At 60.0% G+C, this 14,404-nt stretch carries 11 protein-coding genes; 8 read left to right on the forward strand and 3 right to left on the reverse strand.

Annotated features, from left to right (window positions below; genetic code table 11):
- The first annotated feature begins 155 nt into the window (after nt 1-155).
- Together rho and ribH are read left to right on the forward strand one after the other, a co-directional pair.
- On the forward strand, nt 156-1,670 hold the full coding sequence (gene rho / locus Enr13x_RS15950) for a transcription termination factor Rho (RefSeq protein ID WP_145387689.1): 1,515 nt from the start codon (nt 156-158) through the stop codon (nt 1,668-1,670).
- Nucleotides 1,663-2,133: a 6,7-dimethyl-8-ribityllumazine synthase gene (gene ribH, locus Enr13x_RS15955; RefSeq protein ID WP_390621108.1), complete on the forward strand. Its 471-nt coding sequence runs from the start codon at nt 1,663-1,665 to the stop codon at nt 2,131-2,133. Before rho ends, ribH begins: the two co-directional genes overlap by 8 nt.
- Nucleotides 2,134-2,263: 130 nt before the next feature.
- Here ribH and Enr13x_RS15960 read toward each other — a convergent pair whose 3' ends face one another.
- Nucleotides 2,264-4,180, reverse strand: coding sequence for a DNA gyrase/topoisomerase IV subunit B (locus Enr13x_RS15960; RefSeq protein ID WP_145387693.1), 1,917 nt, complete (start codon nt 4,178-4,180; stop codon nt 2,264-2,266).
- Between the two features lie 201 nt (nt 4,181-4,381).
- Nucleotides 4,382-6,811 (reverse strand): DNA gyrase/topoisomerase IV subunit A, encoded by a 2,430-nt coding sequence (locus tag Enr13x_RS15965; protein WP_145387695.1) that lies wholly within the window; start codon nt 6,809-6,811, stop codon nt 4,382-4,384.
- A gap of 420 nt (nt 6,812-7,231) precedes the next feature.
- Between Enr13x_RS15965 and Enr13x_RS37990 the strand changes: the two genes are divergently transcribed.
- The 5 genes from Enr13x_RS37990 to Enr13x_RS15990 all read left to right on the forward strand — a co-directional run bounded on the left by Enr13x_RS37990 (nt 7,232) and on the right by Enr13x_RS15990 (nt 10,784).
- Nucleotides 7,232-7,855, forward strand: coding sequence for a hypothetical protein (locus Enr13x_RS37990; protein WP_197456061.1), 624 nt, complete (start codon nt 7,232-7,234; stop codon nt 7,853-7,855).
- Between the two features lie 67 nt (nt 7,856-7,922).
- Complete coding sequence (locus Enr13x_RS15975) at nt 7,923-8,285, forward strand: hypothetical protein (RefSeq protein WP_231744327.1); 363 nt, start codon at nt 7,923-7,925, stop codon at nt 8,283-8,285.
- A 172-nt stretch (nt 8,286-8,457) separates the two neighbouring features.
- Nucleotides 8,458-9,351: a tetratricopeptide repeat protein gene (locus Enr13x_RS15980; RefSeq protein ID WP_231744328.1), complete on the forward strand. Its 894-nt coding sequence runs from the start codon at nt 8,458-8,460 to the stop codon at nt 9,349-9,351.
- A 10-nt stretch (nt 9,352-9,361) separates the two neighbouring features.
- Nucleotides 9,362-9,631 carry a WXG100 family type VII secretion target gene (locus Enr13x_RS15985; RefSeq protein WP_145387697.1) on the forward strand — a complete coding sequence of 90 codons (270 nt, stop codon included), beginning with the start codon at nt 9,362-9,364 and terminating at the stop codon, nt 9,629-9,631.
- A gap of 637 nt (nt 9,632-10,268) precedes the next feature.
- Nucleotides 10,269-10,784, forward strand: a complete 516-nt coding sequence (locus Enr13x_RS15990) for a hypothetical protein (RefSeq protein WP_145387699.1) — start codon at nt 10,269-10,271, stop codon at nt 10,782-10,784.
- A 259-nt stretch (nt 10,785-11,043) separates the two neighbouring features.
- On the opposite strand, the gene Enr13x_RS15995 is transcribed toward Enr13x_RS15990, so the two are convergent.
- Nucleotides 11,044-12,015, reverse strand: a complete 972-nt coding sequence (locus Enr13x_RS15995; protein WP_145387700.1) for an ABC transporter substrate-binding protein — start codon at nt 12,013-12,015, stop codon at nt 11,044-11,046.
- Nucleotides 12,016-12,336: 321 nt separating this feature from the next.
- On the opposite strand from Enr13x_RS15995, the gene Enr13x_RS16000 reads away from it, so the two are divergent.
- Nucleotides 12,337-14,349, forward strand: a complete 2,013-nt coding sequence (locus Enr13x_RS16000) for a hypothetical protein (RefSeq protein WP_145387702.1) — start codon at nt 12,337-12,339, stop codon at nt 14,347-14,349.
- Nucleotides 14,350-14,404 lie beyond the last annotated feature (55 nt).

Consider the following 14,404-nt stretch of genomic DNA (forward strand, 5'->3'; position numbering starts at 1 on the left):
CCTTTCAGCGACGGTCATATTTCCGTTACCCTCAGTCTTCGTGTCTCCCTCACCGGTCCCTCCAGACACCTCCTCCTGCCTCCCTTCTCGTTGCAGTTTGCTGCCAGACTCTCCACTCCTCTTCTTCCCACGCGTCCTCCCCGGACGCCACGACTATGCAATCCAATCGGCCTTCGGGCGACGAACACCGCGCTGATGATCGCGGACCAAAACGTCATGGCGGATCACGTGATTATTCCAGTCACCGCCGGCAACGCCAACAACGACATCCGGACAAGGTCGTCGATCGACGCATCCGAGAACTCGATGCGGAGCGGGATCCGCTGTCGCTGCCCGAAGAGATCGTCAGTGAAGCGACCAAGGTCGGACAACGCGTCGGGATTCCCTCCGGCGGCGACGGGCCCCAGCTGAACCTGGCCCAATTGCAAGAGTTGGGGGACGCGAAGCTGTTGGAAATGGCTCGCGAAGACGGCATTCCCGACTTTGAGGTGATGTCCAAGCAGGAGCTGATCTTTGCCGTCTTGAAACACCGCATGAAAGTCGGTGGACTGATGTACGGCGAAGGCACGCTGGAAATCCTGCCCGACGGGTTCGGGTTTCTGCGGAGCAGCAAGCATCATTACGTGTCCTGTCCCGACGACATTTACGTTTCGCCCAGCCAAATCCGTCGATTCGGACTGCAGACGGGTAGCCATGTCGCCGGCCAGATCCGTCCACCCAAAGAAAACGAACGCTATTTTGCCCTGCTGCGAATCGAGGCCATCAATCGCCGCGATCCGTCGCAACGCAACGCCGCGATCCCGTTCGAGGACCTGACGCCGCTGCATCCGGATCGCCGGATCATGATGGAACACGAAGGCGGTGAGATGTCCACACGCGTGGTCGACATGTTGACGCCGATCGGGTTTGGGCAACGCGGTTTGATCGTCAGCCCGCCTCGCGCGGGCAAAACCGTGCTGATGCAGAACATGGCTCGCGCGGTGCTGTCGAACTATCCCGAGGCCTATGTCTTTATTCTGCTGATCGATGAACGTCCCGAAGAAGTCACGGACATGGAACGCGAAGTCCGCGGGCCGCAGTGCGAAGTCATCAGCAGTACGTTTGACGAACCCGCCCAGCGACACATCCAAGTCGCCCAGATGGTGATCGAAAAAGCCAAACGGATGGTCGAAGCCGGCGTCGACGTGGTCGTCTTTCTCGATTCGATCACGCGTCTGGCTCGAGCCCACAACAGCGACGGCGAATCCACCGGCAAATTGCTCAGCGGCGGGCTGGATGCCGGCGCGATGCAGAAACCCAAGTCGATCTTTGGCTCCGCCCGGAAAACCGAAGAGGGCGGGTCGCTGACGATCATCGCCACCGCGTTGGTCGATACCGGCAGCAAGATGGATGACGTGATCTTTGAGGAGTTCAAAGGGACCGGTAACTTGGAAATCGTCCTGGACCGGTCGTTGGTCGATCGACGGATCTGGCCGGCAATCGACATCAGCCGAAGTGGCACGCGGCGCGAAGAAATGCTGCTGGATCAAGAAGAGTTCAAACGGATTTCGGCGCTGCGACGCGCCTTGTCCGAGGTCTCGCCGGTCGATGCCATGGATGACCTGATCAAGCGATTGAAAAAGACACAGAACAATGCCGAGTTTTTGCTGAGCGTGAAGGATGTTGACTGAGATTACGGGTGTCGATGGCCAGCTGCCCGCCGGAAAAATTGTCATCATCGCCAGTCGCTATAACGAAGGCATTTGTGATTCGCTGGTCCGCGGAAGCGTCGAAACGCTGACCGCTGCCGGTTACTCCGAAGCCGACCTGGAAATCATTCGCGTCCCCGGCGCTTGGGAATTGGTCCTGTTGGCCGCCAACGCACTGGACCGCGACGAGGTGCTCGCCGTCGTCACGCTCGGCTGCGTGATCAAGGGCGAAACCACACACGATGAACACATCAATCGCAGCGTCAGCGATGCGCTGATGCAATTGGGAGTCCAGACACGCAAACCCATCGGTTTCGGACTGTTGACCTGCAACACGCTCGAACAAGCGCTTCAACGCAGCGGCGGAACGGTCGGCAACAAAGGCAACGAAGCCGCCGAGGCGGTGGTCGAATTACTGCGACTGGCCGGTAAGCTGAAGGCTTAAGGCTTCAAGTGGCTCTGTTGAATTCGGCCGTCGGATGTGGTGGCAGAATGTTGTTGTGGCAGAATGATGGTGTGGAGATCTGTCTCGTATCATTCTGCCCCCTTATCAATCTGCCATCTTCTGTCTCTTCCTAAACGTCCACTTCGGCGTCCGCTGCCCGGTCCATGATAAACCGGAACCGTGCCGACGCGTCGCGTCCCATCAGGTCGCTGATCACGCGATCGGTTTCCAACTGGTCATCGACTTCCACCCGCAGCAGTTGTCGCTGGGCGGGATCGAGGGTGGTTTGCCAGAGGACTTTGGGCATCATTTCGCCGAGTCCTTTGAAACGCGTGATTTCGGGTTTGGCCCGTCCGCCGTGTTTCTGCAGGATCTCTTCACGGTGGGCGTCGTCTTTGGCCCAGTAGGTTTCTTTGCCCAGATCGATTCGATACAGCGGCGGAACGGCGATGAACAGTCGTCCGTCGGAGATCAATTGGGGCATGTGACGATAGAAGAACGTCAGCAACAACGTCGTGATGTGGTGCCCATCGGAATCGGCATCGGCCAACAGGATGATGCGTCCGTAGCGCAGTCCGGCGATGTCCATCTTGGGACCGATCCCGCAACCGAGCGACGCGACCATATCCTGGATTTCTTTGTTGTCCAGGATTTTCTTCAGCGTCGCGCTTTCGGTATTCAGAACTTTTCCGCGGAGCGGAAGGATGGCCTGGTAGTTTCGATCGCGGCCTTGTTTCGCGCTGCCGCCGGCGGAATCACCTTCGACGATGAACAGCTCGGACTGCATCTTTCCGCTGGACAAGCAATCGCTCAGTTTGCCCGGCAGCATCGTTCGTTTCGCACCGCCCTTGCGTGAGACGGCTTCGGAGGCGGCTCGGGAGGCGGCACGGGCGCGGGCGGCGGCGATGATCCGGGCGACGATCGAATCGGCGATGGATCGGTTGCTGTTCATCCACTGTTCGATCTCGCCACGCACCGCGGCTTCGACGGACGTTTGAACTTCGGGGTTGTTCAAACGGTCTTTGGTTTGCCCCTGGAACTGCGGCTCGCTGACGAAGACCGAAATGATCCCCACCATTCCTTCGCGGATGTCTTCGTGGGTGATCTTGACGCCGCGGGGCGTCAGATTGTGGGTGTCGATGTAGTTTCGCACCGCCTTGTTCAGTCCGCCGCGAAAACCGTTCTCATGGGTTCCGCCGCTGCCGGTCGGGATTCCGTTGACATAGCTGCGGACGTGTTCATCGGTCGATTCGGTCCACTGCAAGACGACTTCGATCCGCATGTCGTCGTCAACCGAATGGCTGAACGGAGTCGCGTGGATCGGGCGCGCTTTGCGTTCCTTCAGGACTTTGTTGAGGAAGTCGACGATGCCTTGTTCGTGAACGAACGATTCTTTGGTCTTGGCGACTTCATCGACGTAGGTGACTTTAACACCGCGGTGCAAGAAGCTGGCCGTTTCCAGACGGGCGCGAATCAGTGTCGTGTCGAAGGTCGTCTTGGGAAAGATCTGCGGATCGGGGGTGAAGGTGATCGTCGTTCCGCTGCCGCGGACGGCGCCCTTGAGTTTTTTGAGTTTCGTGGTCGGCTTGCCGCGTTCGAATTCCATCTTGTACTGCGCGCCGTCGCGACGGACCACCGCCGTCAGTTCTTTGCTGAGCGCGTTGACCACCGATGCCCCGACGCCGTGAAGACCTCCGGCGGTCTTGTAGTTCTGGCCTTCGAACTTGCCGCCGGCGTGCAGGATGGTCAGCACCATCTCCAGTGCGGGTTTCTTCGTCTTGGGGTGCTTGTCGACAGGGATGCCGCGTCCGTTGTCGGAAACCGAAATGGTTTGCCCATCTTTGTGCAGCGTGACCACGATCTCACTGGCGTGGCCGTTCATCGCTTCGTCGACGGAGTTGTCGACGATTTCCCAGATCAGATGGTGCAGTCCCGCGGTGCCGACACCCCCGATGTACATGCCCGGACGCTTCCGGACCGGGTCCAGACCTTCGAGTGCGACGATGGCGTCGGCGTTGTAGTTGGATTTAGTCGCGATTGCTGTCATGGATAATCAAACGCCATCAACTTGATATTTGAAATTAGAAACGTGCTATCTCTAACGGAATCTCTGTTTGCCGCCGTCTTCTATCGCGAGCTGCTTTATCACCCTCCCGCTGGGAGGGTTACATCGAATCGAATCTCGCTACATCGAAAACGCTAGAGTGCAATAACTTGGAATTTAAAAGTTGAAACTTGAAACTTGAAACTATTCATCGTCGAAGGGTGCGGGGGCGGCGACCGGCGGCGAGATGATCTTGGCGATCTTGCCGTTCTTTTGCAGCTCGACGCCCTTGCCGCCGCGGCTGGTGACCCGGTACTTGGCGGTGGAGACGGTTTTCCGTGCGCCGCGGTTGGTTTCGATGGTTAGCAGATCTCGATCGCCGCTGCTGGCTTTGAATCCGAGCAAGCGATCTCCGTCGGCCAATCGGATCAGGGTGACGCCTTTTCCCGCCCCGGACAGATAGTTGACTTCTTCGGATTCACAAACGATCGCGCGACAGTTTTCCGAGACGGCCAGAATGATTTCGCTGCCGGTGATCGGGACCACGTCGATGATCGCGGCATCGCCGGTGACGCGGGCGAAACGGCGTCCGCTGCGGGTCGACGGTTCGGAAAACGGTGCCAGTCCGAAACGCAGGGCAAACCCGTTGCTCGACGCGGCGAAGGCGTGGATTTCGGGGCAGTAATCGGGGTGTTTGGGGTCTTCGTGGATCTGGCCGATGCAACGCGGGTCGAAGGAGATTGCGGCGATGATCCGTTCGCCGTCTTTCATCTTGAACAGCTTTTGAATCGGTTCTCCGAAACCCGTCGAGGCGGGGATGTCGATGAATCGGGTCGTGTAACAGACACCGAGCGACGAGAACAGGGCGAGGGTGGCGCGGGTGCTGCCGGCGATGCAGGCGAGCACCGAATCGCCTTGCCGGAGCCGGCTCTTGGCGGGATCGACGATTTGTTTTTGCCGTTTCACCCAGCCGTCGGTGGTGACCAGGACGTGGCAGTTTTCGGCGACGATAAAATCTTCGACCGAGTACTCGACCTCCTCTTCGACGGCGTTGATCGCGGTCCGCCGACGGCTCGCGGTGTCGCTTCCATAGGTCGTGATCAGCCCCTCGATTTCTTCGCGGACGATTTTCCAGCGGCCCGAGGCGTTGGTGTCCTTGGTGTCTTCGTTGAGCAGTTTACGGATCTGCGCGGCGCGTTTCTTCTTGTCTTTCAGTTCATCCAGGATCAGATTGATTTCCAGACGCGCCAATCGATACAGTTTCAATTCGAGGATTGCGTCGGTCTGCTCGGCGTCCAGGCCGCCTTTGCTGGCCGGAAACCGCTTCATGATTTTTTCGGCCGCATCGGCTTTGCCGTCCGATTGGCGAATGATTTTGATGATCTGATCGAGCGCGTCGAAGATCAGCGCGAAGCCTTCCAGGATGTGGATCCGCCGCTCCAGTGACGCCAGTTCGTTTTCCAAACGACGGGTGACGACTTCCAAGCGGAAATGCAGGAAGTGCCAGAGCATTTCTTTGAGTGAGAGTCGCTCGGGCGTTCCCAGTTCCGGGTTTTCGGTGGGAACCAGGCAGGTCAGGTTGACGTTAAAGTTCTTTTGAAAATCGGTGTGTTTGTAGAGGAATGCCAGCACCTTTTTTTCGTCGGCGTCTTTCTTGAGCAGCAGGTCGATGCGGATTTCGTCGGTCGACAGATCCCGGACTTCGGTGACCAGGGGCAGTTTGCCGTCGAAGACCAATTCGCTGATCCGTTCGACCAACAGCGCTTTGTTGACGCTGTAGGGGATCGAGTCGATTTGAATGACTTTTCCGCTACGATCCTTGGTGCCCTGTTTGATCGTGCCGCGAAGCTTGATGGTGCCTTGGCCGGTTTGATAGATCTCGCGGAGCTCGTCCTTGGTGTTGGTGATTTGGCCGCCGGTGGGAAAGTCCGGGGCCTGGACGGCATCATTGGCGACCAGTTGATAGTCTTTGATTTCCGGATCCCGCAACAGTTTCAGCAGCGCGTTGCAGATCTCGCGCAAGTTGTGTGGGGGAATGTTGGTGGCCATTCCGACGGCGATCCCGGTGGCGCCGTTGAGCAGCAGGTTGGGCAAGCGGCTGGGCAGGACGACGGGTTCCTCGCGGCTGCCGTCATAGTTGGCCTTGTAGGCGACGGTGCGGGTCGCCAGGTCGGTCAGCACTTCGCCGGCGACCGGGGTCATGCGGCACTCGGTGTAGCGCATCGCCGCGGCGTTGTCGCCGTCGACGCTGCCGAAGTTGCCGCTGCCGTCGACCAGCGGCATCCGCATCGCGAAGGGCTGGGCCATGCGGACCAGCGCCTCGTAGATCGAGCTGTCGCCGTGGGGGTGATAGTTCCCCATCACGTCGCCGACGACTTTGGCGCATTTGCGGTGCTTGGCGGTGCTGGAGAGCCCCTGCTGGTGCATCGTGTAGAGGATGCGTCGCTGGACGGGTTTGAGCCCATCGCGGACGTCCGGCAGCGCCCGGCTGGTGATCACCGACAGGGAATAATTGAGGTAGCGTTCCTGAGCCGCCTGGCGCAGCGGGACCGCCGTCAGGAGCGAATCCTCGACGGCGTCAAACAACGATTTGCCGTTCTTTTCCGATTGCTTGCGGGGACGTCGTTTTGCCACGCGATAAGGGTCCTTTTACACAAATGACTCGGTGCGTTCTTCACCTTCTCCATCGGTCGCAGAGGCGCGCCGATTTGCTCAAGTTAGGGTAGAGACGGTGAAAATTCTAGACAGGCAGTGGCGGCAGACTTTAACGGTTGGCCGGGTCGAATGGCAAATGCAATCGACACCGGTGCTAGCGATGCTCCGAAATGATCCGAAATCGCCAGCAGAACGCTGCCAGCTATCGCCGAGCAGGCAATCGCGCCGAAACAACAAACCGTGTGAATAAGAAAATGCCCGCATCCGGCCGGCCGCCTTCGGGGCGCCCGTCTGGGGTGGTCTGCAACCGCCGACAGGGATTGTCGGCAGTGGATCGCATCCGGCGGTCGGGCGCGAACGGAATCAATGGCTGAAACACGGGTTCGGAGGAACCACCGGATGAAACTTCGATTGACAAACCAACTTTATGGCGCCGTCGCGGTGCTGGCACTCGTCGCTTCGGCCGGCAACGCCTTGGCACAAGGCGAATCCTTTATCGTCGCCAGCCAGGTCGTCAGCGACACCGCCCTGCCGGCCGAGGGCGGTTACATCGGCGATCTCGCTTCGGCCTCGATCAGCGATAGCGGCTGCAGCAGCTGCCAAAGCGGTGAGTGTGCGACCTGTCAGAGCGGCAGCTGTGGCACCTGCTCCAGCGGAGACTGCGGCGGCGGTGTGCTGGGGAAACTCGCCAACCGATGCGGCGATGCGAATTGCAGCGTCTGTCGAAACCGCCAGTACGACCACTCGGATCTGTTTTACAACTTTTACTCCGGTGGCAATTGCAACACGGCCAACGCCCAGATGTACGTCTCGCCGGTCCCCGTGCCGCACTTCGTCGGGCACACGTTTAACACGTACCAGCCGCTGTACCCCCACGAATTCCTGTACAAGCACAAAGACCGCTACCACAACAATTACGACGATGGGCGTGGCATCAATCGGACCAAGGTGCGTTATTCGTATCCGCCGATCAAGCAGGCCGTGAGCAATCTGTACTGGAACAAGCTGCGTTTGCCGCGTTGATGTTGACGCCGATGTTGACGCCGATTTTGAACCAACCTTTTCACTTCCACCCACCGAGATCAAACTCATGCGTACGCTGTTCGTCCTCGTCGCGTGCCTGGCGACCATCCCGATCGCCTCGCCATCCGACGCGACCGCCGCGGGGCCGGGGCTGTTTCACAAGAGCCCTCCGGTCAGCCATCCGTGGCATGGCGGTTACTATCATCAAAGCTGGGGCCAGCCCTTGGCCGTCGTTGTTCCGCCCACCGCCAACGTGCGCCAATCGTACTCGTGGGGTGTCGGCCAGAACTTGATGTATCCGATCAATTCCCAGTACGGACGCAACGCGCCCGGCCACGGCGCCGGCCCGCGGGGGGCGTTCCGGCCAACGCCGCCGTGGCCCAGCCACACCGACCAATTCGGTTACTACTACATCCGAGCACCCTGGTAGGACGCTGGGGAATCGGTGGTTGGCGTCGTCGCGAAAGCCGTCAAAGGCTTTCGGTCAAACGGAATTGCGGCGGAACACCATTTGGATTTGCATCGCGCCGCGATTGCGTTCACACTGAAGTGTCCGCGGCGGTCCGCGGCGACACGCTTTTCTTTTGCCGCGCAGTGAGCCGATGCCTGATCTTGATGCAAACACCGCTTCCTCGGCCAGGGATCAAGCTTCATCCAATGAGTCATCGGTCGACTCCGGCAACCCGGATCTCAGTCCGCTCGACGGCGGCCGATGGCGTCCGGTCAGCCCCGGCGAATTGCTGCGAAAACCCGTGGCGGATTCGAACGAGGAATTGGATGAAGACCAACGGGAACATCGTCGCACCGTTCAATTGGAACGACGTCAGGAGTTGGAGCACAAGTTAAAAGCCAACCCGACGGATTTGGACGGATTCTTGGAACTCGCCGCGATCTATCGCAGCGAGCATCGGCCGTTGGAAGCCAAGCGATTGCTGCAGCAGGCCACGCAGATCTTTCCCGACGACGAAGGCATCCTGTTTCAATTGGAAGAAGCGATCCTTGCCCGCTCGCTGCAACAATACCGCGAAGTCAGTGATCTCGCGTCGCGGCTGAAAACGCCCGAAGCGGATCGAGAGTTGGAACGGAGTCGTGGCGATTGGGCGATGCGACGGATCGAAGTCTGTCGCGCCCGGTTGGCGCGAGACCCCTCGCAGATCCAATTGCGATTGGCGATGGCCGATGCGAAGTTTGACGCCGAGATGTTTGAAGAGTCCTTTGCCGACGCGGGGCACTTGTTGGAGCTGGACGAGTTTTCGCCCCAAGCTCATTTTCTTCGCGCCCGCTGTTTGCTCGCTCTGGGAAACGACTTGCCGGCGATGAAAGAGCTCCGCGCGGTGGCGCTGCGACGGTCCGTTGTCGCGCCGGAATCCTTGCGCCATGCCAGCCTAAAACTGCTCTGTGAGCTGGCAGACAAGTTGTCACTGCAGGCGACCGGGCAACAATACGAGGCGCACCTGAAACGTCTTCAAGCAACCTCCACGCCATCGAAGTCCTGAGAGCCCGATCATGAATCAAGCCGTCGTTGATCCCGAACAGTTGCGTCAATTCGCTTCCCATCTGCATCGTTTCGTCGAGGAGTTGAAAGAGCGTTCGACGGCGCTGGGCACGCAGATGAATCAACTGGAGCAAACGTGGCGTGATGAACAGCAACGCAAATTTGCCGGTGAGTTCAGCGAACAACTGCGTCAGCTGTCGCGATTGGTCAAGACGACCGAGCAACACATTCCGTATCTGTTGCGCAAGGCAGAGCAAATCGACGCCTATCTGGGCAGGTAGGTCGGCCCCGGCCGGCGAGTGCCCCATGCCATTTTTTTGACGCCAAGCGGGGTGTTTTCGAAACGCGACCGGACGGCTCGCGGGCGCGCAAGGACCGTCGGAAGAATAAGTGGCGGAGATTGATTGTGGGATAGGCTTCCAGCCTGTCGTTTTCGCCATGACAGGCTGGAAGCCTATCCCACTTATTCTTCCGGCGACGCGTAAGCGGCCGGGCATTCGGGCGCCCGCCCGAGGCCTTACGGCCGGCGGCTCACCATTGACTTAGCGGATCCCGATCATGTCGGCGGCCCGCGCGGGCCGTTCCCCTGACCCCTGCGATGGCATGGGGCTCGTGCCAGCCGCCGGGCATCTTCCGACGTTCAGGGGAAACCCTCAAGAGGCACGTCCGTTGCCGTCGGCGGCCGGTTTGTTGCGTTTAAATGGGCAATCATCTTTGTCGGGAACCGGTTTTTCGTCGTTTTCTCTCGCGATCCTAAACATTTGTTGCGGCTGTAGCACAGGGTTATCGCGTTCACCCGCATGAGCATCCATTCTGCGCGAAAGTGTTTTTCGCCTGTCATCTCATCTGCAGGGTGGTGTCACTGAAGTCGATTGGGTGTCCTGCGCTTGTGCGCAGGGCCAGAGGGACTCCTTTTCCATGCAAACACCACGTTTCAAATTGATGATCTGCGTCGGCGCGACAGCGTTGAACTTGCTGCTCGTCGCTTTGGGATATTACCTGTTCGGCCCGGTTGCGGCGCTCGGCTTTGGGGCGACGTTTGGGATCGCGATTTTCGAAGCGGTGATCTGGAGTTTTCGACGCGGAAAAACGAGAACCAAGGAACGCCGTATCATGACCGCGGTGATTGCGGTTGCCACGCTGACTGGCGTCTTGATCGGTGTGGATTCCTATCGAGACGGGCTTCACGAAACACGTGTCCGAGTCCGCGAGGCGAATCGATTGCGTTCGCAGGTGAAATCCAAATCGCAATACGAGTTGGTCACGATCTCCTATCACGCGCCGCCGCTGCAGACCGATGAACGGTTATCGGTTCACGGTTATGTCACCAATCCCGAAGACTTGGATTCGTTGCAGGAGATGGTCTACAAAGACCGGTCATGGAAAGTGGAGTGGGACGTGGGATTGATGTCCCAGAGTCCGTCGTCGCGGTAGCGGGCAACGATGTGAAGCATTTGTTAGCGGTAGGGCGCGAGCCTTCCGGTCTTTCACGCCGTTTTTGAAGCGCGACCGGACGGCTCGCGGGCAGTCGATTTTGTCGGGATCTGCTGAGTCAATGGTGAGCCGCTGGCCGTAAGGCCCCGGGCAGCGCCCGCAGTGCCCGGCCGCTTACGCGGCGCGCGGCTCACAAAAACGACGGCCCGCTCACGCCGTTCCGCTAACACCTTCAGCACAAAAGTAAGCTGACAAAGCACTACTCCAAAAACTCGAGTGTGTAGCAGTCTTCGGCGCGGACCTTTTCCGGGTCGACCAGATCGAGCGCGGTGAGTTGGTCGAACAATTCACTCCATCGCTGCGCCGTCATCGTGCCCACGGTATCGGCGCTCGACGCGTCAGGCATCGCCAAGTCACGCATCACCTTCGCGCCGAACTGGAGTGCTTCAGGCGTCATGCCTTCTTCGTTGACGCTCAAGATCGCTGCGTTGCCCTGGCTGCCGTCGTTCAGGTAGCTTCGCCAACCCTGACGCGTGATGTCGACGAAACGCCGAACCAGATCGGGTTGTTCGCGGATCAATTTTCCCGTGGTCACCAGAACGCTTGAGTAGGGATTGAACCCCAGGTCGCTGACCATCAAGGTGTTGACCGGCACTCCCTGTTGTTCGGCGAGCAGGGGTTCGGCACAGCTGTAGCCCTGGATCACGATGTTCGGATCGCCGACCAGAGACGCGATGCTGCCGTGGTAGGGCACTTCTTTGACCCCGTCCAAGATCCCCTTGGAACGCATGAATTCGACGAACGCGCGTCCGGCTTGGCGTTGCAGCGTTTTGCCCTTCAAATCGGCAAACGATTCCACGCCGCTGTCTCGGCGGGCCAGAATGCAACGCGGATGATTTTGCATCGCCGCCATCACCGCCACGACGTCGATTCCTTGCTGGCGATAGATGATCACGTCGTCCGCGTTGGCGATCGCGAATTGGGCTCGCCCCAGTGCCAGTTCGGGGCCGATCGGCGTGGCCCGGCCCCCCGGCTGGATCGTCACCTCGAGCCCCTCGGCCTGATAGGATCCGTCGGCCAGAGCCTGGAACAGTCCGCCGTGTTCGGTTTCGGGATACCAGTTCAATTGGACTTGGATCGCAGTGCCACCGTCAGGTGACGGCGGCGGCGTCGAGTTGCATCCGACCAAGATGAAAAAGACGGCCAGGTAGGGGAGTTGCAGGGACTTCATCGGATTTGGCTCAGGGCGGCCCGTTGGAGTGGCGTTTGCAGAATGATTGCAATGTATCAATCCCCGTGGCGGGTGCGAATCCACCGATTCGACCTGCGGAGATCCGCGGCGTGCGTGCCGGCCTGCACTCCGGTGGGGGCCTGGCGTGAAACCTCTCTTTACGTTTGGCGGCCGGTGTCGTTACCTTGTCATGAAACACGCGCCGGAAATGCGTCTGAGCTGTTTAGCGTTCTGTTTTGGTGGTCTTATTTGGAGCTCAGCTCATTGGGTTTGGCCGTGAAACGGATTTGAAGTCCAATCGTTTGTTCAGGGAAGAATGTCATGGGCGAAACCATTCGTTATTTGATGGTCGCCATTGCCGCACTGATCTCGATCCTCCAGATCGCACCTGCGCGGCTTGTTGCGCAAGCGCCGAGCGGCGGATTTGAAATTCCGCCGTCCCTTTCGGGGGCTTTCGGATCGTCGGAATCGAGTGCGCAACCGTCCCGCGGCGGCGGGTCCGCGTCGATGGGCTTGCCGAATTTCACCGGCGGTGTGGACACCCAGCGTGTGGGACCTCGAGCCGGTGGCCCGACGACCGATCCGATGGCGTCGCGCGACCGTAATTGGCTTGCTGGGATGGCGAATTCCGGTGGCAACCGGCCGACGACGGACCCGGTGGGGGGCAACGCACTGGGCAGCCCTTCGTCGGCAACCCGGCCGTCTGCAACCCTTCGCAATGACCTCCGCAGCAGCGACCTCCGCAGCAGCCAAAACCCAAACGCGATCGCAACGGTCGGTGCGACCCAAGATCCACAGAGCCGGGAAGCCCAATTGATGGCCAATGCACGCGAGGCGACGGCATCGCCGACCAGCGCCGGCAGCGGGGCATCGCGAGGCTTTGGCGGTCTGCCGTCGGGAGTGAGGTTGCCCGACCAGGGCAATGCGGCGGGCTCCAGCGCCACATTCGGCAGCGAGTTCGCGAGGAACACGGCCGCTGCGTCGCCCAATACGCCGGACCGCCCCGTCTACGGGCCCCCGACCGCACAAGAAGCCAATTACGATCTGTCGGTTTTCAATCGAAACAACAACGCCCGTTCGAACGCTTCCGCTTCCCAGGTCGCCAATTCTCAAAACTTCAATTCCCAAAACGTGGGGCAAAATCCGGCCAGGACGACGGCGCAGCAAGACCTGTTGTTTCCGGGCAGCCTGTCCGGTGGGGCGGCGTCGCGGCAAGCCGCTACCGGTGGTTCGGCATTGGGTTTTCCAGCGGCCGATCCCCGCGCTACAGATCCTCGCGCTGCCGATCCTCGCGCTGCCGATCCTCGAACTGCTGATCCCCGGGCTGCGGCGCCCAGTGTGCCCTCCAGTTGGACCTACGAACAGATTGCTCAACTCGGGCAATTGTTTGGGATTCAGCCCACCGATCCACGCATGGGTGACAAGAATTTCGTCAACGACTTGTATGTCAGCTATCGAGAGTATTTGGCAAAACAGCAAGCGGCTCAGGCGACGACCGAGACGATGGCCAACGCGGCGACTCCAGGACGATGGTCGGCCGGAGAGGTCGGAACAGGCGGACAGGCGGGATGGAATTTGCCAGGGGTTCAGCCACCGGCCGGCCCGTCTCAGCCGAATACCTTAGGCGGATTGCCGGTGACGGATCCGCGTTTCGCCAGTCTGGACGGTGCCACCAACGCGGCGGCAACCGGCGCCTGGGGGTCGGAGGCCGCTGGCTCGCGCAGGCCGGACGTGGATCCGCGTCTGTCCCAAAAAGACATCGACGGATTGCCGCCGGGGGCGTGGTCCTACGACAAGTATGGCAACCCGATCGACAAAGAACGTTACGTCCTGGATCGATTCGGCGAGCGCGTGGATGAAGAAACGCAGTGGGAGCTGACGATCGGCCGAAAGCGTCGAATGGAGGAAGAGCGTCTTGCCAAACTGGAGGCCGAGCGTGGCCGCACCACGCTGTCGACCGATTCATTGTCGGGTTTGGCCAGTGCGAGTGATCGATTGCTTGCTGGCGACGGAGTCCCGGCGGCAGGATCGTCTCGACCGCCCGCCGGTGACGTGAGCACGGCGGCCAATCGGCCGAACCTTGCGGGGGCCGGAGGCGGCATCGGCCAGGGAGGCCCCGGGCCAGGCAACCGCGTGCCGCCGACCGACCAGGCAGGGATCGCGGGTGCCGCGGGCGCGATCGGCAGATCGAATCCCTACGTCAACGTCTTTTTGCTCTGCTCACTTGTGGCCAATGCGTTCCTGTTCATCTCGCTGCATCGCTTGTGGTACCACCACCGTGATCTGATCGCGTCGAGCCGGATGGCTGCCAGCGGGATGTCCAACAACGACTAGTGGTCCGCCTGACCGCTGTGATTGCGTTGGCTACCCCTGGGGCTCTGATCCGGCT

The sequence above is a fragment of the Stieleria neptunia genome (assembly GCF_007754155.1).
In the GTDB taxonomy this organism is placed as follows: domain Bacteria; phylum Planctomycetota; class Planctomycetia; order Pirellulales; family Pirellulaceae; genus Stieleria; species Stieleria neptunia.

Bases quoted from the DNA above. Each gene is read 5' to 3' on its own strand.
- Enr13x_RS15980 (WP_231744328.1), top strand. From the start codon at position 8,458: ATGCCTGATCTTGATGCAAACACCGCTTCCTCGGCCAGGGATCAAGCT.
- Enr13x_RS37990 (WP_197456061.1), top strand. From the start codon at position 7,232: ATGAAACTTCGATTGACAAACCAACTTTATGGCGCCGTCGCGGTGCTG.
- rho (WP_145387689.1), top strand. From the start codon at position 156: ATGCAATCCAATCGGCCTTCGGGCGACGAACACCGCGCTGATGATCGC.
- Enr13x_RS15975 (WP_231744327.1), top strand. From the start codon at position 7,923: ATGCGTACGCTGTTCGTCCTCGTCGCGTGCCTGGCGACCATCCCGATC.
- Enr13x_RS15985 (WP_145387697.1), top strand. From the start codon at position 9,362: ATGAATCAAGCCGTCGTTGATCCCGAACAGTTGCGTCAATTCGCTTCC.
- Enr13x_RS15990 (WP_145387699.1), top strand. From the start codon at position 10,269: ATGCAAACACCACGTTTCAAATTGATGATCTGCGTCGGCGCGACAGCG.
- Enr13x_RS16000 (WP_145387702.1), top strand. From the start codon at position 12,337: ATGGGCGAAACCATTCGTTATTTGATGGTCGCCATTGCCGCACTGATC.
- Enr13x_RS15995 (WP_145387700.1), bottom strand. From the start codon at position 12,015: ATGAAGTCCCTGCAACTCCCCTACCTGGCCGTCTTTTTCATCTTGGTC.
- Enr13x_RS15960 (WP_145387693.1), bottom strand. From the start codon at position 4,180: ATGACAGCAATCGCGACTAAATCCAACTACAACGCCGACGCCATCGTC.